Origin of the sequence: Bradyrhizobium sp. F1.4.3, assembly GCF_040548375.1 — a bacterium.
Taxonomy (GTDB): Bacteria; Pseudomonadota; Alphaproteobacteria; order Rhizobiales; family Xanthobacteraceae; genus Bradyrhizobium.
Window position 1 is genome coordinate 169,114 of sequence record NZ_JBEPRN010000011.1, and the last position, 19,139, is coordinate 188,252.

At 64.6% G+C, this 19,139-nt stretch carries 16 protein-coding genes; 7 read left to right on the forward strand and 9 right to left on the reverse strand.

Features of this window, described 5'->3' with window-relative positions:
• Positions 1-10 precede the first annotated feature (10 nt).
• Positions 11-1,186, forward strand: coding sequence for a DUF3734 domain-containing protein (locus ABIB73_RS25600; protein WP_354228542.1), 1,176 nt, complete (start codon positions 11-13; stop codon positions 1,184-1,186).
• A 1-nt stretch (position 1,187) separates the two neighbouring features.
• On the forward strand, positions 1,188-1,976 hold the full coding sequence (locus tag ABIB73_RS25605) for a 3-hydroxybutyrate dehydrogenase (RefSeq protein ID WP_354228544.1): 789 nt from the start codon (positions 1,188-1,190) through the stop codon (positions 1,974-1,976).
• Between the two features lie 56 nt (positions 1,977-2,032).
• Here ABIB73_RS25605 and ABIB73_RS25610 read toward each other — a convergent pair whose 3' ends face one another.
• From ABIB73_RS25610 to ABIB73_RS25620, 3 genes are all read right to left on the reverse strand, one after another.
• Entirely contained in the window at positions 2,033-2,857 is an 825-nt protein-coding gene (locus ABIB73_RS25610) for a sulfite exporter TauE/SafE family protein (protein WP_354228545.1), read from the reverse strand.
• Positions 2,858-3,058: 201 nt separating this feature from the next.
• A complete protein-coding gene (locus tag ABIB73_RS25615; RefSeq protein WP_354228634.1) occupies positions 3,059-4,426 on the reverse strand; it encodes a flippase in 1,368 nt (455 codons plus the stop codon).
• Between the two features lie 260 nt (positions 4,427-4,686).
• A complete protein-coding gene (locus ABIB73_RS25620; RefSeq protein WP_354228547.1) occupies positions 4,687-5,526 on the reverse strand; it encodes a protein-disulfide reductase DsbD domain-containing protein in 840 nt (279 codons plus the stop codon).
• Positions 5,527-5,668: 142 nt separating this feature from the next.
• Here ABIB73_RS25620 and ABIB73_RS25625 point away from each other — a divergent pair, with 142 nt between their 5' ends.
• Positions 5,669-6,313 (forward strand): YqgE/AlgH family protein, encoded by a 645-nt coding sequence (locus ABIB73_RS25625; RefSeq protein WP_354228549.1) that lies wholly within the window; start codon positions 5,669-5,671, stop codon positions 6,311-6,313.
• Between the two features lie 77 nt (positions 6,314-6,390).
• Here the strand turns inward: ABIB73_RS25625 and ABIB73_RS25630 are convergent, their stop codons facing one another.
• Both ABIB73_RS25630 and ABIB73_RS25635 read right to left on the reverse strand, forming a co-directional pair.
• Positions 6,391-7,278 carry a TauD/TfdA dioxygenase family protein gene (locus ABIB73_RS25630; RefSeq protein ID WP_354228551.1) on the reverse strand — a complete coding sequence of 296 codons (888 nt, stop codon included), beginning with the start codon at positions 7,276-7,278 and terminating at the stop codon, positions 6,391-6,393.
• 98 nt (positions 7,279-7,376) lie between these two features.
• Positions 7,377-8,156 (reverse strand): SDR family NAD(P)-dependent oxidoreductase, encoded by a 780-nt coding sequence (locus tag ABIB73_RS25635; protein WP_354228553.1) that lies wholly within the window; start codon positions 8,154-8,156, stop codon positions 7,377-7,379.
• Between the two features lie 99 nt (positions 8,157-8,255).
• Between ABIB73_RS25635 and ABIB73_RS25640 the strand changes: the two genes are divergently transcribed.
• Positions 8,256-8,993 (forward strand): SDR family NAD(P)-dependent oxidoreductase, encoded by a 738-nt coding sequence (locus tag ABIB73_RS25640; protein WP_354228555.1) that lies wholly within the window; start codon positions 8,256-8,258, stop codon positions 8,991-8,993.
• A 61-nt stretch (positions 8,994-9,054) separates the two neighbouring features.
• On the forward strand, positions 9,055-9,429 hold the full coding sequence (locus ABIB73_RS25645) for a CsbD family protein (protein ID WP_354228557.1): 375 nt from the start codon (positions 9,055-9,057) through the stop codon (positions 9,427-9,429).
• Positions 9,430-9,567: 138 nt separating this feature from the next.
• On the opposite strand, the gene ABIB73_RS25650 is transcribed toward ABIB73_RS25645, so the two are convergent.
• Together ABIB73_RS25650 and ABIB73_RS25655 are read right to left on the reverse strand one after the other, a co-directional pair.
• Positions 9,568-11,271: an SGNH/GDSL hydrolase family protein gene (locus ABIB73_RS25650; protein WP_354228558.1), complete on the reverse strand. Its 1,704-nt coding sequence runs from the start codon at positions 11,269-11,271 to the stop codon at positions 9,568-9,570.
• Positions 11,272-11,453: 182 nt separating this feature from the next.
• A complete protein-coding gene (locus ABIB73_RS25655) occupies positions 11,454-12,782 on the reverse strand; it encodes a lytic murein transglycosylase (RefSeq protein ID WP_354228559.1) in 1,329 nt (442 codons plus the stop codon).
• 252 nt (positions 12,783-13,034) lie between these two features.
• Between ABIB73_RS25655 and ABIB73_RS25660 the strand changes: the two genes are divergently transcribed.
• Positions 13,035-13,910: a UTP--glucose-1-phosphate uridylyltransferase gene (locus tag ABIB73_RS25660; RefSeq protein ID WP_354228561.1), complete on the forward strand. Its 876-nt coding sequence runs from the start codon at positions 13,035-13,037 to the stop codon at positions 13,908-13,910.
• 182 nt (positions 13,911-14,092) lie between these two features.
• Here ABIB73_RS25660 and ABIB73_RS25665 read toward each other — a convergent pair whose 3' ends face one another.
• Entirely contained in the window at positions 14,093-15,589 is a 1,497-nt protein-coding gene (locus ABIB73_RS25665) for a sensor domain-containing diguanylate cyclase (RefSeq protein ID WP_354228563.1), read from the reverse strand.
• Between the two features lie 146 nt (positions 15,590-15,735).
• On the opposite strand from ABIB73_RS25665, the gene ABIB73_RS25670 reads away from it, so the two are divergent.
• The gene (locus ABIB73_RS25670) at positions 15,736-16,005 is read left to right on the forward strand and encodes a DUF7662 domain-containing protein (protein WP_354228564.1); all 270 of its coding nucleotides are present in this window, start codon (positions 15,736-15,738) and stop codon (positions 16,003-16,005) included.
• A gap of 177 nt (positions 16,006-16,182) precedes the next feature.
• On the opposite strand, the gene ABIB73_RS25675 is transcribed toward ABIB73_RS25670, so the two are convergent.
• Entirely contained in the window at positions 16,183-19,059 is a 2,877-nt protein-coding gene (locus ABIB73_RS25675) for an EAL domain-containing protein (RefSeq protein WP_354228566.1), read from the reverse strand.
• Between the last annotated feature and the right edge of the window lie 80 nt (positions 19,060-19,139).

Consider the following 19,139-nt stretch of genomic DNA (forward strand, 5'->3'; position numbering starts at 1 on the left):
TTGTTCCGGCATGACAGATCACAGTCCCGAAGCCGCCAGTGTCCCCGCGAATGCGCAACGCGTCCTGGTGTTACAGGGCGGCGGCGCGCTCGGCTCCTACCAGGCCGGGGCCTATCAGGCGCTGTGCGGCTATGGCTTCGAGCCCGAATGGGTCGCCGGCATCTCGATCGGCGCGGTCAACGCCGCCATCATCGCCGGCAACGAGGGCCACGCCCGCGTCAAGCGGCTCAAGGAATTCTGGGAGATGGTCTCCGCGCCGGTGCCGTGGAAGCCGATCGGCAAGAGCGATCACAGCCGCGAGCTGTTCAATTCCACCAGCGCGGCGCTGATCGCGACCTTCGGCGTGCCGGGCTTCTTCGTCCCGCGCGTCCCGCCGGCGCCGATGTGGCCGCCGGGCCATCCCGAAGCGGAAAGCTATTACGACACCGCGCCGTTGAAGAAGACGCTGGAGCGGCTGGTCGACTTCGACCGCATCAACGACCTCAAGACGCGGCTGTCGGTCGGCGCCGTCGGCGTCACCTCGGGCAATTTCAAATATTTCGACAATTACGAGTTCAAGAAGCTCGGCAAGAAGATCGGCCCGGAGCATATCATGGCCTCCGGCGCGCTGCCGCCCGGCTTTCCGTCCGTGATCATCGACGGCGAGCACTATTGGGACGGCGGCATCGCCTCCAACACGCCGCTCGACTTCGTGCTGGACGCGGAGATCGATCGCGACCTCCTGATCTTCCAGGTCGACCTGTTCAGCGCCCGCGGTGATCTGCCCAACTCGCTGCTCGAGGCCGCCGAGCGCGAGAAGGACATTCGCTTCTCCAGCCGCACGCGGATGAACACCGACAAGAACAAGCAGATCCACAACGCCCGCAGGGCGGTGCGCGATCTGATCGGCAAATTGCCGGATTATCTGAAGAACGATCCCTCCGTCGAATTCCTTGCGAAAGCGTCGCGTGAAAGCACCGTCACGGTGGTGCACCTGATCTATCGCAGCAAGAACTACGAATCCTCGTCCAAGGACTACGACTTCTCGCATGTCGCCATGGTCGAGCATTGGGAAGGCGGCGTGCGCGACGTGCATCTGTCGATGCGCCACAAGGACTGGCTCGAGCGGCCGCAGTCCGACGAGACCATGGTCACCTACGATCTCACGGGGGACGTCACCGCGCCCCCGCCAAAAAGGAGCGAATAATATGGGTAGTCTGTCAGGCAAGAACGCCGTCGTGACCGGATCGACCAGCGGCATCGGGCTCGCCTATGCGCGCGCCTTTGCCGCCGCCGGTGCCAATGTCGTCATCAACGGCTTCGGTTCGCCCGAGGATATCGAGAAGGAGCGCGCGAAGATCGAGTCCGATTTTGGCGTGAAGGCGGTTTACTCGCCCGCCGACATGACCAAGCCGGCCGAGATCGCCGGAATGATCGCGCTCGGCGAGAAGAGCTTCGGTTCGGTCGATATTCTCGTCAATAATGCCGGCATCCAGTTCGTCTCGCCGATCGAGGAATTTCCGCCGGAGAAATGGGACCAGATCATCGCGATCAACCTGTCCTCGGCCTTCCATGCCATTCGCGCTGCCGTCCCCGGCATGAAGAAGAAGGGCTGGGGCCGCATCATCAACACGGCGTCGGCGCATTCGCTGGTCGCCTCGCCCTTCAAATCGGCCTATGTGTCGGCCAAGCACGGCATCGCCGGCCTGACCAAGACCGTGGCGCTGGAAGTCGCGACCAACAAGATCACCTGCAACTGCATCAGCCCCGGCTATGTCTGGACCCCGCTGGTGGAGAAGCAGATCCCCGACACGATGAAGGCGCGCAACCTGACGCGCGAGCAGGTCATCAACGACGTGCTGCTCGATGCGCAGCCGACCAAGGAGTTTGTCACCTCCGAGCAGGTCGCCTCACTGGCGCTGTTCCTGTGCAGCGACGATGCCGCGCAGATCACCGGCACCAACCTCTCGATCGACGGCGGCTGGACCGCGGAGTAGGGCCCTCGATCGCGTTACGAAAGCGGCGGGAGCGGGATGCTACCGCCGTTTTTCGTTCAATGGCTCCAGGCCAGGGCCGTCACGATGGCCGATGACAGGTTCAATTCCGTGAACATGATCCTGCCGGCGACCACGATGAGGACGCTGGCGAGTGCGACGCGCAGCACCGTCTCCGGCACCCGCGTCGCGCTGTAGCTGCCGAGGATGATGCCGGGCAGCGAACCCAGCAGCAAAACCCCCATCAGATGCCAGTCGACCGAGCCGAGCATCCAGTGGCCGGTCCCGGCCACAAGCGTCAGCGGCACCGCATGCGCGATGTCGGAGCCGACGATGGTCGCCATCGGCAGGCGCGGATAAAGCAGCAGCAGCACGGTGACGCCGACCGCGCCGGCGCCGACCGATGAAATCGATACCAGCACGCCGAGCACGATACCGGTGACGACGGTCGCGACCGCCGTGGCGCGCTCGTCGACCTGCTCCAGGCGCCGGCGATAGCGCTCCATGATCGACTTGCGGAAGATCAGGGAGATCGCCGTCAGCATCAGCGCCAGGCACAGCACCAGATTGACAAGGTTACGCTCGGCGTCGTTTCTGAGATCGAGCTTCCACAGCACGAACAGTGTGAGGGCGCTTGCCGGAATGCTGCCGCAGGCGAGCCGCAGCACCGCCGGCCAGTGCACGCTGCGCGACCAGCCGTGCACCACGCTGCCGCCAGTCTTGGTCGCGGCGGCATAGAGCAGGTCGGTGCCAACAGCGGTGGAGGGGTGGATGCCGAACAGCAGGATCAGCAGCGGTGTCATGAGCGAGCCACCACCCACGCCGGTCATCCCGACAAGCAGGCCGACGCCAAATCCGGAGGCGACGTAGAGCGGATCAATCATGGTCTGGGGAATCTTAGGTTTATCTCGTCAGTTGGGCAATACGACGTAGAATAAACTTTCCCTGAGATGCAACTGCTTCGGGCGAATAAGAAAAATCGTGCTTGGATCGGGGAATGGGCAGTCATTTTACCCCATTCGCCGGTGTCTCGCGAAATGGACGTTTCGTGGGGAAGGCGGAGGGGCGTAAAGAGCGCGGCCTTATTATTTTCCAAACGCCAGCACGTGCAGCCCCAGCCGCTGCCGCACGATCCAGAACAGCAGCACCGTCTCGAAGGTCAGCGAGATCGATGTCGCCGCCGCAGCGCCATGGCCGCCGTAGCGCGGCACCAGCGCGATGCAGAGCGCGAGGTTCATCACGAACGCCAGCGCATAGGCCAGCGCGCAGATCTTCTGCTGACCGAGCATGTTGAGCAGGCGTTCGACCGGCCCGATCGCGGCGCGCACCACGAGCCCGATCGCGGCGACAAACATGATGTCGTAGCCGCCCACGAATTGCGGTCCGAACAGCCAGAGCAGCGGCTTGCCGAGGACGAGCAGCACAGCCGTCGCCGCCAGTGACGGCCAGAACGTCCAGTTGATGGCATGCGCCACATAGGCCGACAGGCGCGCCTTGTCGCCGATTGCGTTGTATTCGGCGAAGCGGTGCGCGGTCGTCGCCGACATCGCGTAGTGAATGAACGAGACCAGAGCGAGCGTCTTTACCACGGCAAAATAGACGCCGACCTCGTCGGAGGGACGGAACTGCTGGAGCACCAGCACGTCGGTGTAGGACAGCAGCAGGTAAAAGCTTTCGACCAGCAGGATCGGCAGCGAGACGGCGAGCCAGCCGCTGATGTCGTAGGCCTTGGGGCCGGGCTCGATATGGTCGGCGAGCTTGCGGTTCAGCACCACCATCTGGCCGGTCATAGCGATCCACACCGCGCCGGCGCTTGCGATCATCGCGGCAATTGCGCCGAGATGGTAGCCGAGCAGGAAGGCGCAGGCAGTGATGCCGATGATCAGCGCCTGGCGGATGACGAATTGCGGCATCAGGCCGAGCTGCATCCAGTCATGCGAGCGCGCGATGCCGTCCTGGGTGTTGGCGACGACGAAGGCCGGCAGCGTCATGCAGCCGATATAAAGCGGCAGCTCTTCGGCCGGGTTGATCCAGGGCGAGAGCAGTTTGACGATGCCGGCGAGTCCGAATGACACCAGCGTCGATACGGCAAAAGTCAGCCAGCGGCTGCCGGAGAGGAAGCCGCGCAGCAACGCATGCTCGCCGCTGGCGCGGTACTCCGGAATGATTTTTTGCGCGGAAGCCGAGATGCCAAAATCCATCATGCTGCCGAGCAGCAGCACCCAGGTCCAGACATAGACATAGATGCCGTAGTCGGACGTGCCCATCCAGCGTGCGAGCAGAACCTGCGAGAAGTAGGCGAGGCCTGCGCTGAGCACACGGATGATGAAGATGGTGCCGGCCAACCGCCGCGTCAGCGACGCTTCGCTCGATCCGCCCGTCAACTTGCCGCGCAGCCGCGCGATCAGGCCGGCCCATCCGGTCGAGGCAGGTTGTGTGTCCATCACGGCCACGTCGAAGATCCCCAGGCGTTCCGCATGCTGCGGCAGCCATGTGCGGCAGCCTTGGGGATTAGCAACCATTCGTTAAGATTCGGTTGGGTGGGGTACGCCACCCTCGGTGTCGTCCCGGCGAAGGCCGGGACCCATAACCACAGGGAGAAGTTGCGGCGCGAAGCTAGTAACTCCGAATTTTCGCAAAACTATTGCTGCGGCGTATGGGTCCCGGATCTGCGCTCTGCTTCGCTGCGCTTGTCCGGGACGACAATTGGAGCTCACTCCAAATTCGTATTGAACTCGTACGATTTCTCCGGTCCGACCAGTGTGAACTTCAGCGCCGCGCCGTCGAGCTTGGCGCCCGGCGGCAGCCCGTCGAGCTCGAAGGAGAAGCGCTTCACCCCTGGCGGGCTGTGCTCGACCGGCGCCGGAATCGGCAGCGACCAGTCGGGCGTCGGCCCTTCCACGTACAAATTGACCTTGCTGCTCTCCGGCGCGACCACATCGACCACCACGTTCCTGGCGCCGTCGCGCTTGATGTCGCGGATGGTGAGCGGATTGGGATCACCGATATTGGCGGGCTTGGGCACGGTGTCGAGCGCTGCACGCAGATTGGCGTCCTCGGTCGAGGCGACGCTGTTGAAGCCGAGCTCGGCGCTGGCCTCGACGGGAATGCAGAGTTTTTCGCACACAGCATAGTTGATCTCGGCGCGCAGCGTCACCGGCTTGTCGGCGGCTTTGGCGACGATGCGCAAGGGCAGCACGATCTGGTCGTGGTAGCCGATCGAATGGCCGCCCGCGCCGTCGTCAAACTTTAGCGGTGCCGGCCACATGATCGTCACAGCCTCGACATTGTCCGACTTCGAGAAGTCGAAGCGCGGCGGAACACCGGAATCGCCGGGCGTGCGCCAATAGGTCTTCCAGCCAGGCTGTATCTGGAAGGCGATGCCGCCGAGCAGCACCGCGCCACTGCGCGATCCCGCCAGCAGCCGCACCGCGGAATGTCCGTCGCGCTGCCATGGCGAGGCGTCGTCGGCGCGGGCCGTCATCGCCAGCGACGACGCAAGCAGGGTGGTCACGACGCCAATCGCCGCACGCAGGGGAACTCTTGTGAGCATGGCACGTCTTTACAGGGTCACCCCGGGGCAAACCATTGAATTGCTTGTGATGGATGCACTGGAATCAAGTCTCTGCAAGCCTTGATTTGACAGCGGCCGGGCCCGACATCAGGATAGGAATTGAAACCGGAGTGCTCCACCGATGGCTCCTACTGGCAAAAGGACTGGCGACAGCACCCGGATCTCGGGCTCAGCATTTCCCAATTCGGCCGGCTATCTCGACGGCCGGCTCCTGATCGCGATGCCCGTGATGGGCGATTCCCGCTTCGAACGCTCGGTGATCTATCTCTGCGCCCATTCGGCGGAGGGGGCGATGGGCATCATCGTCAATCATCCGGCTGGCAGCATCGATTTCCCGGAATTGCTGGTGCAGCTCGGCATCGTCAAGAAGGGCGAGCACATCAAGCTGCCCGAGAATGCCGAAAGCATGAAGGTGCTGCGCGGCGGCCCGGTCGATACCGGCCGCGGCTTCGTGCTGCATTCCAGCGATTTCTACATCGACAATGCGACGCTCAAGATCGACGACGGCGTCTGCCTCACCGCAACCGTCGATATCCTGCGGGCGATCGCCAGCGGCTCCGGGCCCAAGCACGCCATCCTCGCGCTCGGCTATGCCGGCTGGGCGCCGGGCCAGCTCGAGACCGAGATCCAGAGCAATGGCTGGCTGCATTGCGACGCGGACGCGGATTTGATCTTCGGCGACGACGTCGATGAAAAATACGGACGCGCCTTGCGCAAGATCGGCATCGATCCCGGCATGCTCTCGAACGAGGCGGGGCACGCGTAGCTGGCGCAACACCCTCGGTGTTGTCCCGGATCTGCGCTCCGCTTCGCTGCGCTTGTCCGGGACGACGGAATTTGCAGCTACTCCGCCGCCTGCTGTTGCACCGTCGGCTCCGTTCCCGCCACCGTTGCGCGGCGCATGTCGCGGGGCTGCGACTGGTCGTAGCGGCGGACGCGGTGCATGGTCTGGCGGTTGTCCCACACCACGAGGTCATGCAGCTTCCATTTGTGGACGTAGACGAATTCGCCTTGCGTCGCGTGCTCGTTGAGATCGCGCAGCAGAAGCCGGCCCTCCGGCACGCTCATGCTGACGATCTTGCCGGCATGCGACGAGAGATACAGCGACTTGCGGCGATGGACGGGGTGGGTGCGCACGAGACGTTGCAGCACCGGCTTGAACATCTGCTTCTCGTCGTCGGTATATTCGGTGAAGCCGAGCGAGCCGCGCGAATACATCAGCGAGTGTTCGCAGACGAGGTCCTCGATCTCAGTCTTGGTCTCGTCGTCGAGCGCGTCATAGGCCGCGCGCATGTCGGCGAATTCGGTGTTGCCGCCCTTCGGGTTCACCACGCGCGCCGACAGCAGCGAGAATTTCGCAGGGATGGGGCGGAACGAGCTGTCGGAATGCCAGAGGCAGTTGCCGAGATTGAACAGATGCGTGCGGCTGTCTTTCGCCAGCGGCTTACCGTCCTTGCCGAGATTACTGACGTCGTTGAGGCCGGATTGCAGCCGGTAATCCTTTGCCTTGGTGACCGTGCCGCCGCGGGCGTCCTCGCGCTGGCCGAAATTCAGCGCGAAGCCCATCTGCTGCTCGTCGGTGATGTCCTGGTCGTGGAAGACCAGCACCGCATATTTGTCCATTCCGGCTTCGACCTCGCGTGCCTCGTCTTCGGTGAGAGGCTTTCGCAGGTCGAGGCCGGAAACCTCGCCGACAAAATGCTTCTGAAGCTGCCGGATGGCGATCGTCATGGCGTTTTCTCCCGCGGACCGCGAGCGGTTGCTCCCGCTCTGTTGACGAAAAAGCTACTCCGGCGGCCGGCGATGTCAACGTTTGGACCGCATACCTCTTACGCGTTACGCGCCATCAGGCCGCCGTCGACCGGAATCACCGCGCCGGTCAGGAAAGAAGCCGCCGGCAGGCACAGGCTCAGCGTCATATGCGCGACTTCCTCGGGATCGCCGTAGCGGCCAAGTGCGGTGCGACGCTTGGCGTAGATGGTCTTGTGCTCCTCGGAGATTCGGTCGGTGATGGCGGTGCGGATCGGGCCCGGGCAAATGCAGTTGACGGTGATGCCCTCGCGGCCGAGCTCCACCGCGAGCGAGCGGGTCAGGCTCGCGACGCCGCCCTTCGCCGCCGAATAGGGGCTGTGCAGTGCGGTGGCACCGAGCGCCTCGGTCGAGGCGATGTTGACGATACGCGGGGACTTCGATCTGCGCAGGTGAGGCAGCGCCGCGCGGATAATGCGCGGATGCGCCGTCAGCATTACGGCGATGCCTTTCGCCCATGCGTCTTCGTAAGCTTCGTCATCGATTCCAACGCGCACGGAGATGCCGGCATTGTTGATGATGATGTCGAGCCCGCCGAAATGCGCCGCAACTTCATCGACCACGCGCTTGATCTCGTTGGCGTCGGAGACGTCGAGCTTCCAGGCTTTCGCCGTACCACCGCTCGCCACGATTTCCCTCGCGACGGCCAGCGCGCCTTGCTCATCATAATCGGTGACGGCGACGTTTGCGCCCTCAGTGGCGAACACGCGTGCGGTCGCGCGACCCATGCCGCTCGCCGCGCCGGTGACGAGAACGGTCAGGCCCTTCACGGACCGGCTGAGCTGCTTGAAGTCAGACATGCTGTTTCCTCGCCGCGTGCTTGTTTTTTGTTATGAGATTGACGAGGCTGGCATCGATCCGCAGACAGGTCAAACAAGCAAACAAAAAGGGAGGCGGCGATGGCGAGTGAGCTCGATTTCTCAGGCAGACAGGTGCTGGTCGTCGGCGGTTCCAGCGGCATCGGCAACGGCATCGCGCAGGCCTTCCGCGCCAAGGGTGCACATGTCGCGGTTTGCGGGACACGTGCCCAGCCTGCGGAATATTCGCCGGAGGAAGGTTCTGATCTCGCAGGTCTGTCTTACGCGCAGCTCGATGTCAGCAATGCCGGCGCGATCGAGGCGTTCAAGCCATACTTCGATCGACTCGACGTGCTCGTGCTCGCGCAGGGCGCGGTGCTCTATCGCCGTGGCGAATTCGAGATGGAGGGTTTCCGCAAGGTCGTCGAGGTCAATCTCATGAGTTTGATGGCCTGCGCGACGCGCTTCCATTCCATGTTGCGGGATACCAGGGGCGCGCTGATCATGGTGTCCTCGACCGCGGCCTATCATTCCACCATGGGCAATCCCGCCTACAACGCGTCGAAGACCGGCGCGGTCGGATTGACGCGGACGCTGGGTGAGGCCTGGGCCGAAGACGGCATTCGCGTCAACGGCATCGCGCCCGGCCTCGTCGACACCAAGATGACGAAGGTGACGACCGATAACCCCAAGCGGCTCGAAGGCGCGCTGTCGCGCATTCCGCTGCGGCGATTGGGCACGCCGGCCGACATGGCGGGCGCGGCGCTGTTCCTGGCCTCGCCGCTGTCGTCCTACATCATCGGCCAGACGCTGGTCGTCGATGGCGGGCTCATTCTCTAACCCAAATGGAACTGGGCTGCGCCTGATCGGTTACTCCGGCTGACCCCCGAGGAGGAGCATCATGGATAAGGATCGGATTGTCGGATCGGCCAAGGAATTCGCCGGCCGCGCTGAAGGCGCAGTCGGCGATCTGGCGGGCGATGCGCAGACACAGGCGTCGGGCAAGGCCCGCGAAGCCGCGGGCACCGTGCAAAATCTTTACGGCCAGGCCAAGGATGCCGTACGCGACGCCGGCGAGACTGCGGCGGGCTACGCCAAGAATGCCTACGACAACAGCGGTGACACGCTTCGCGACGGCTCGCAGGCCATCGCGCGGAAGGTGCAGGACAACCCGCTCGGCTCGCTTCTGATCGCCGGTGGCATCGGCTTCGCGCTCGCTTTGCTGATGTCGCGTCCCGCACGCCGCCCGCCGCCGCGCTGGCGCTATTACGGCTGAGTGACATCCCGCGCATCTCTCGTGCCCCGGACGCAATGCGGCGTGAAACGCCGCGTTGCCGAGCCGGGGCCCATTCTTTGTGGATGTCGCAAGAGCTGGGTCCCGGCTCTGCCTGCCGCCGGGACACGAGATCAGTAGCTACCGAAACACTTCCGCCGATCGCCCAACATTACCCGGCGGACGCGGGATCGCGGGATTGGGGTTCGGGCTGCGCGGTACCGGTGCCAATTGCCGCGGCGCTGGCTGCGGAGAGCCGAAGCCGAAGAAATCACGGAATGACGGCGATGCCTGTGCCGGCTGCTGCGGCACCGGCGGCTTCTTCGGCGCGAGCTTTGGCGGCGCGATCGCAGCGGCAGCGCCCGGCGTGCCGGGAGCAGCGGCACCACCGTCAGGCGTTGTCGCCGCCATCGGCGTATCGCCCTTGGCCTGCTCGCGGCCGACCTCGCGGCGTGGCCAGGCATAATCGTCGGCACGGCCCGCGGGGGCTGCCAGCGGCTCGCCCTTCACCAGTGTCTTCGCGGCGAGCGCGTCGACCGCTGCGGGACGTGTGCCAGGTCCACCCAGCAATTGATCGGTCGAGATCGAGGCTGCTACCAACGGCACGATCGGGCCCGCCAGCGGCCGCGGCGCGGGCTTGCCGGGCTCGGCGCTGGTGTCAGGCGTCGCCGGCTCGCTTGGCAGCGCGATCGGGCCAGAGCGGCCTGCGAGCAGACGCGTGATCTCGCGCTCGACATAATGCGCGAGCTTGCGCGCGCCGGGCTTGGTGAAATAGACGCCGTCATAGCTGCGGAGCTGGCGGATCTGGCCTTCGAAGTCCGGGCCCTTCTGGAGGAAGCGGCCGGCTTCGTCGACAAAACCGTCCCAGACGTCGACATAGGTGATGCCGGCCTTGGCCGCGCCCTCGCGATAGAGCGAATCCAGGAACAGCATGTCCGTGGTGCCCTTGGGTCCGCGGATCGCGGGCAGGCCGACCCAGAGCACCGGCACGCCCTTGGTCTTGAGGACGGCGGCGAGCTCCTCGATCTTCTTGCTGTAGAGTTCGACCCAGCGGTCGTCGCGGAATTCGTAGAGGCCGTTCGGGTTGCGCGCGCTCTTTTCAGGTGCGGCGACCGCCGGCGTATCGGCGTTGTCGGCGTCGTCCTGCGGCAGGTCGGTGTCGGCCGGCTTGGCGGCAGTGTCAGTGCCGTTGGGCTTTGCATCGCCTGGCTTGGCGTCACCTGGCTTTCCTTGCGGCTTGGCGCGCGCGCCCTTGTCGTTCTTCTTGTCCGTGGCCTTGTCGGATTTGTCTGCTGCGGGCTCGCGGATCGCGATGCGGTCGTTGAGGCCGAGCATGACGACGATGACGTCGGGCTTCTCCGTTTCGAGGATGCCCTTCGCAGCAATCGCCCAGTCCGAGGGCTCACCCTTCGGCTGGTATTTGATCAGGCCGGACGTGGTCTTGTGCTTGCGGATCACGCCCATGTCGGGCTGCTCGGTGTAGGCGTCTTCCAGGCCATAGGCGAGCCAGTCGGCCATCGCGTCGCCGATCACCAGCACGTTCTTGTCGGGGATGGTGTCGCGCTTGGCTGGCGAAGGCGCGCGCGAAAAATCCTGACGCGGCGCCTGCGGCTGTTGCTGCTGGAACGGCGCAAAGAAATCGCCACCGAACCATCCGCCGCCGCTTCGTGGTGGCGGGGCCGAGCGCTGCGGCGGACCGCCGAAGCCGGGGAAGTTGAAGAACTGCGCAGACGCGGGTCCCGCAATCGAGACCAGGATCGCAAGCGCAGTCCCCAGCGCGATCAACGGGCCGGTCTCGGTCAGCGCCTTGAACAAGGACTTGGACTGGGGCCTGGGCTTCGACATGCGATCTCGGGCGCGCGCAACGGGGTCTGGAATAGGCTCGATATAATAACGGAATCAGGCCGCAAACGGGCAAATTCTCTTGCAGATTTTCTTGCAGATTCTTGCCCCATACACCGGGGATCAGCCACCTGCGTCAAGGCTGCCTGCCAAAATCCCTGTTCAGGGTTACTTTCGGCGCGATTTTACCGTCCGCGCAGCCGTTCCAGCACGTCGGAGGAGGCAAACCCGTCTGCCGGCACTCCGATCGAGGCCTGGAAGTTGCGCAGCGCCTCCCGGGTCTGGCCGCCGAACTGCCCGTCCGGGGTGCCCTTGTAGAACCCGCGCTGGGCCAGCAGCTGCTGAAGTTCCAGCCGCTCGGTGCGCGACAGTTCCCGTTCCTGCCGCGGCCACGGCTGCACGAAGGGCTGGCCGCCGCGCAGGCGATCGGCGAAATGGCCGATCGCCATCGCATAAGCCTCGGCCGGGTTGTATTTCATGATGACCCGGAAGTTCTGGAGCATCAGGAAGCCGGGCCCCTGCGCGCCGGCGGGCGCCAGCAGATAGGCTTTCTCCGCCGGGTGCGGGAACGGCTGGCTGGTCGGGCGCTTGAGCCCAAGCTTTTCCCACTGCGCGATCGTCATCGCCTTGGCGCGATCGGCCAGCATGTAGTTGAAGCCCTGGGGCACCACGACCTCAAAACCCCAGGTCTGGCCGGTCTGCCAGCCGTCCTTCTTCAAATTGTTGGCGGTCGAGGCGATCAGGTCGCTTGCGTTGTCGACGACGTCGCGCCGGCCGTCACCGTCCCCGTCCACGGCGAAGCGCTTGAACGCAGTCGGCATGAACTGCGTCGGGCCGAAGGCGCCGGCCCAGGAGCCGCGCATCTGCTCGGGCCGCAAATCGCCGCGATTGAGGATCTCCAGCGCTGAGAGAAACTCGTCCCTGAAATAGGCCTGGCGGCGGCCGATGCAGGCGAGCGTCGCGGTCGATTGCAGCACGCTGCGGTCGCCCATCTGCGTCGAGTAATTCGACTCGATGCCCCAGATCGCGGCAATGATGGTGCGATCGACGCCATAGGCTTTTTCGGTGGCGTCGAACTGCGCCTTGTACTTGGCGAGGACTTCCTTGCCCTTGGCGAGGCGGTTGTCGTTCACGAGGATGTCGAGATAGTCCCAGATCGATTTGGTGAATTCGGGCTGCGAATCCATCAGGTCCATGATGCGCAGATCGGGGGCGAGCCCGGCGGTGAAGCGCTGAAAGTTTTCCTGCGTGATGCCGCGCCGTGCGGCATCAGGCCACATTCCGGCGACGCAGTTGTCGAAATTGGAAGCCGCCTCGCGGATCGCGGCCGCGGTCATCAGCGGATGGCCGGAGGCGCCGTCCTCGCCGCTCCAGGGTTGGGCGCCACCGGGGCCGGGCGCGGGTTGCGAGGGCGCCGGGTTCGAGCCGGAGAAAATACCGCCGAACAGGTTCGACAGGCCGTTCTGGGACTGCGCTTGCGCGGCAGGCGGGAACAGCAGGGCGGCCGCAAGCATTGTTGCGCCGGTCAAAGATAAAGCTACCGCTGTCACCAATTGCCTCATGTCCCACCCGTCCGGCCGAAAATCCGCCATCAGGAGGCCTCGTTACGGTTGCCAATATCTTAACAAAGGTGAATTTCTGCTGGTCACCTTTTTCTCAAATTCCCTGAGACGGAGCCCTACATCCGCCTTTGTTACCGGCTGCAAAACGGCTAGCAAGATGCCATTGCTTCTTTCACATGTGTCCCAAGGTATTCGATCAATCACATGAAAATCCGCAAAGCTGTATTCCCCGTCGCCGGCCTCGGCACCCGCGTCCTGCCCGCCACCAAGGCAATGCCGAAGGAAATGCTGACCATCGTCGACAAGCCACTGATCCAGTATGTCTATGACGAGGCCAGGGAAGCCGGTATCGAGCATTTCATCTTCGTTACCGGCCGCAACAAGAATGTCATCGAAGATCATTTCGACCGGATGTTCGAGCTCGACGCCACGCTCGCTGCGCGCGGCAAGAAGGCCGAGCAGGACGTTCTGGCGCAGAACCAGCCGGAGGCCGGCGCCGTCAGCTTCACCCGCCAGCAGGCGCCGCTCGGCCTCGGACACGCGGTCTGGTGCGCGCGCGACATCGTCGGCAACGAGCCGTTCGCGGTCGTGCTGCCCGACGAGCTCGTGCTCAACACGCCCGGCTGCCTGAAGCAGATGATCGAGACCGCGACCGCGCTCGGCGAGAAATCCAATCTGATCGCGGTCGAGGCGGTGCCCGACCATCTCACCCATCAATACGGCATCTGCGGCGTAGGAAAACGCACCGGCAAGATGTTCGAGGTCGACGGCATGGTCGAGAAGCCGGCCAAGGGCACCGCGCCCTCCAACCTCTCGATCACCGGCCGCTACATTCTCCAGCCGGAGATCTTCAAGATCCTGGAGACCCAGGAGCGCGGCGCCGGCGGCGAGATCCAGCTCACCGACGCCATGATCGGACTCGCCAGGTCGCAAAAATTCTACGGCGTCGAGTTCGAGGGCGAGCGCCACGACTGCGGCTCCAAGCCCGGCTTCCTGCGCGCCAACATCGCCTACGGCCTGAAGCGGCCTGAGCTGCGCGACGGGTTGATTGCGGAAATGAAGAAGTATCTGGGGCAGTAGCCCTCGGTGTCGTCCCGGCGAAGGCCGGGACCCATACCGCGTGATCTATCGATTGCGAGCGCTAGGCGTACCGAACTGCTAGTCTTCGCCAAACCACTCCCTGTGGTTATGGGTCCCGGCCTTCGCCGGACGACACCTGAGTATTTCGTGAGTTGTTCACCGCCCAATCGCGGCGTAGCCGCTTACGCCACCAGCGACAGCTTCGGAACACTTGCCACCACGGACTGGTTGCGGCCGCCGGCTTTCGCCGCATAGAGCGCCTTGTCGGCGGCGGCGACCAGGACCGACCAGTCCATGCCGGCGGTGGGAGCGAGGCTGGCGACGCCGCAGGAGACGGTCGATCCCGCTCCGTCGTCGGACCAGCCCTGCACCTTGCCGCGGATCGTCTCGGCGACCTTGAACGCGTCGGCGGTCGAGGTGTTCGGCAGCAGCACGGCGAATTCCTCGCCGCCATAGCGCGCGGCGCAGTCGCCGGCGCGGCGCACGGAATCGGAGATGCAGATGGCGATTCCGACCAGCACCTGGTCGCCGGCCTGGTGGCCGAACGTGTCGTTATAGGCCTTGAAATGATCGGCATCGATCATCAGCAGCGCGACAGGCGCCTTCTGGCGCATGGCGCGCCGCCATTCGAGGTCGATCGCCTGGTCGAACTTGCGGCGGTTGCGCAGGCCGGTAAGCGAATCCGTCGTGGCCATTTCCTCGAGCCTGTCCTCGGCGTCGGCGCGCCGGCCGATCTCGCGGGCGAGCACCAGCGTCGAGGCCAGCATGAACAGGATGAGCGCCAGCACCACGGCGCCGATGCGATAGGCCTCCTTCTGCCAGAGCTCGAACACGGCGTTCAGCGGCTTGCCTGCCACCACGAACATCGGACCGGAGCTGGTGCTGCGCACGTAGAGGCGCGGCGTCGCGTCCACCGGGCCCTGGCCCGCGAAGGATCCGCCGGCCTTGAGATTGTCGGCCTTCCAGCTCTGCTGTATCCCGAGATTCTTGCCGATGACGTCGAGGTCGAACGGCCGCCGCATCATGATGGTGCGGTCGCGCTTCAGCACGGTGATGGTGTCCGCGGGATCAAGGCTCAGCCGCTCGAACAGCTCGTGGAAATAGCTGAAGCGGATCGAGCCGGCGACGACGCCCATGAAGCCGCCGTCGGTGTCGCTGATGCGTCGGCTCAACACGATGGAATAGGCGCCGCGGAATAGCATCGGGCGGCTGATGAACAGTCCGGCGTCGGGATTGTCGCGATGAACCTTGAAATAGTCTTCGTCGCCCCGGTTCTCCGGCATGGGATCGAGCGTGGAGGCGTCGATGGTCAGCCTGCCGTCGGCATCGAACACCTGGATGGCGCCGAAATGCCTCGCCGTGGTCGCATGATCGAACAGGATGAGGTGACGGACCGGCTTCGAGACCGTGGCGATCTCGGGCAGCAGCATGTTGTTGGCGACCGCCCTCAGGGACAGGTCGTAGATCTCGATATTGCGGCTGATGTCGGCTTCGATCGTCGTCGCCAGGTTTTCCAGCGTCTGGCGCGCCAGCGCCTCCTCGCCGCGACGCATGTCCAGCATCACGTTGACGCAAATGGCGGAAAAGCCGATCACCGTCACGACGGACGAGATGATCAGCAGCTTCGCCGAAATCCGCCACGGCCGGCGGGCCGTGACTTCGCGCCATCCAGACAGCATCCTTTGCTCCCGACACTAGTGGATGCGCCTGAAAGCTTGAGTAGTGTTTAAGCCGGGACGGCGCTGCTGCAATGAGTTAAGAATTGGTTTCCATAGGCCACGCTTTTGGGCAGACCAGGCTTCCGACAAGTGGATAGAGGACGGCGGTGAACGACTACGACGCGTTGCGGGATTACCTGATGCGGCAGAAGCAGATGGAATTCGTGCTGAGCTTTGAGCAGATCGAGGAGATCATCGGCGCGGCGCTGCCCCGCGCGGCGAATCGTGCCTCATGGTGGGACAGCCTGCGCAGCCCCGACATCCAGATGCCGCAGCGCGAGGCCTGCCTGGCCGCGGGTTTCGTGGCGATGCGGATGCCGGACGGCCAGAGCGTCAGGTTCACGAAGAAGAAGAGCGACCGGCGGCGGCCGGGGTAAGGCTCGAGCGTTCTTCCCCTCTCCCCTTGTGGGAGAGGGTGGCTGGCCGCGGAGCGGCGAGACGGGTGAGGGGTCTCTCTCCGTGCGCTGCTCTCTTGCCTTAGACTCGCGGAGAGAAACCCCTCATCCGGCGCTTCGCGCCACCTTCTCCCACGAGGGGAGAAGGAAGAAGAGCGACTAGCTCGCCGCTTCCAGCCGTACTTCGGTCAGCAGCCGCATCGCGGCGTCGGCGTCCATCGGTTCGCCGAAGGCGAAGCCCTGCGCGTATTCGCAGCCCAGCTGGTAGAGCTCGACCGCGTCGGAATCGGTCTCGGCGCCTTCCGCCACCACGTCCATGCCGAGATCATGCGCGAGCGCGATGATCGATTTCAGGATCACCGGGCGGGTGCCGCGGTTCGTCGTGCGCACGAACGACTGGTCGATCTTGATGGTGTCGAACGGGAAGCGCTGGAGATAGGCGAGCGAAGAATGGCCGGTGCCGAAATCGTCGAGCGACAGTCCGGTGCCGAGCTCGCGGATCCGCGTCAGCATCTGGGCTGCGTGCTCCGGATTCTCCATCACCAGGGATTCCGTCAATTCCAGCTTCAACGTCCCACGCGCCACCGACGAGCGCGACAGCACGGTGCGGATGTCGTGGATGAGGTCGTGGCGCAGCAACTGCCGCGAGGAGACGTTGACGCTGGCGAAGATCGGTTCGCGCGAGCGCATCGCGCGCTGCCAGATCGAGAGCTGCTTTGCGGTCTGGTCGAGCACGAACATGCCGAGGTCGATGATCAGGCCGGTCTCTTCCGCAATGGTGATGAACTCCGACGGCGCCATGCGCCCGAGTTTCGGATGATCCCAGCGCACCAGCGCCTCGAAGCCGGCGACCGATCGGTCTTCCAGCCGCACGATCGGCTGGTACAGGATGGTGAGCTCCTGCCGTTCGATGGCGCGGCGCAGCTCGCTTTCCAGCGTCAGGCGGTCGGTCTTGCGGGCGCGCATCGCCGGCTTGTAGACGTCGATGCGGTCGCCGCCGATGCGCTTGGAATGATACATCGCCAGCTCGGCGTCCTTGATGATCTCGTCCGTGAGCTGGGTTTGCGGATCAGAGAGCGCGAGACCGATCGAGGCGGTCAGGAAGATCTCGCGATCGTTGAAGGCGATCGGCGCGCGGATGGTCTTGCGGATGGTTTCGGCGAAGGCGGTGATGCGGGCGGGATCCTGCTCCGACAGGAGGATCAGGCCGAACTGGTCGCCGGCGAGCCGCGCCAGCGTGTCCTGCGGCTTCAGGATTCGGGTGAGGCGGCGGGCGAGCGTCAGCAGGATGGAATCGCCGACCGCGATGCCGACGGAATCGTTGACCTGCTTGAAGCGGTCGAGGTCGATTACCATGAGCGTCGGCCGCAGCGTCGGCATGGTCTTGGCGAAATGCGCGACCGCACCTAACCGGTCCATGAACAATTTGCGGTTGGGCAGCCCGGTCAGGTTGTCGTGCACGGAATCGTGCAGCAGGCGCTCTTCCGCGTTGCGCAGCTCGGTGACGTCGGTGAGCGTGCCGACCACGCGCGAGACCTCGCCGTCGGAGCCGACCACGGGGCGCGCCTTCAGCGCGAACCACATGAAATGACCGTCCGGCGTGCGCAGGCGGAAATCCTGCACGAGGCGGCCGCGACGCTGGTCGAGCACGCTGTCGAGCGCGGCGCGGAAACGGTCCTGGTCGAGCGGGTGCAGCACTTCCAGCCAGGATGCTGCCGGCCCTTCCAGCGTGCCGCGCTTCAGGCCGAGCAGGGCTTCAGTCTCGGGGCTGGTGAAGACCTTGTCGGCGGAAACGTCCCAGTCCCAGATCAGGTCGCCGGAGCCGGCCAGCGCCAGCGCGCGCCGCTCGATGTCGGAGACGACGCCGGTGGTGGCGCCGCCGCCGGCGAAGGCGTGCTGCATGACGGTGAACCCGATCAGCATCACGATCAGCACCAGCCCGCCGAGCAAGGCAGGGCCGACGATGTCGTTGGTGACGGAGCCCGCGACCGTCATGCCGGCTGCGACCACCCAGACCACGAGGAGGAACCAGGTCGGGATCAGCAGCACTGCGCGGTCGAAGCCGTGGGTCGAGAGATAGACGATCAGCGCGAAGCCGGCGAAGGCAATCAGCACCAGTGAGATGCGCGCGATGCCGGAGGCCACGGCCGGATCGAACAAAGCGAGCGCCACCAGCGAGCCCAGGAAGGCGAGCCAACCCACCGTGATGTGGGAGTAGCGCACGTGCCATCGACTGAGGTTGAGATAGGCGAACAGGAACACCAGCAGCGTTGCCGCCAGGATCGCCTCACCCGCCGCGCGCCAGATGCGCTCGGCGTTGTTCGACATGTCGAGCACCTTGCCCCAGAAGCCGAAATCGACGCCGATATAGACCAGCACCGCCCAGGCCAGCGCCGCGGCGGCCGGGAACATGATGCTGCCCTTGACCACGAACAAGATGGTGAGAACGAGAGCCAAAAGCCCGGAGATGCCGATCACGATACCCTGGTACAGCGTGAACGAGTTGACCTTGTCCTTGTAGGCTTCCGGCTCCCACAGATAGAGCTGCGGCAGCTTGTCGGTGCGCAGTTCCGCGACGAAGGTGATGACGGCGCCGGGATCGAGCGTGATGCGGAAGACGTCGGCGGTCGGGCTTTCCTGGCGCTCCGGCCGGTCGCCGGTCGAAGGAGTGATGGTCGCGATGCGCGACAGCCCGAGGTCGGGCCACAACAGCCCTGAGGAGACGATGCGGTAATGCGGGGCGACAATCAGGCGGTCGAGCTGGTCGTCGGTGTTGTTGGCGAGCGCGAACACCACCCAGTTCTGGCCACCTTCGCGGGCGCGCACCTCGATGCGGCGGACGATGCCGTCGGTGCCGGGGGCGGTCGAGACCTGGATACGGTCGGCATCGCTGCGCTGGTGCTCGAGCACGCCGGTGAGGTCGATCGCAGGCGCATCGCCGCGGACGCTGACAGCGTCAAGCGCGCGTGCAGGCGACGCGGCGACAAGAATCATGAGGCCCAGCGCAATGGGCGCGAGGCACCTGATCAGACGCAAGGTGAGTTCTCCGCGTTCGACGCAACTCTTCAGTGCAAGGCATTTTCCGAACGGAACGAGATGGTTCGGCGCGTCGCGAT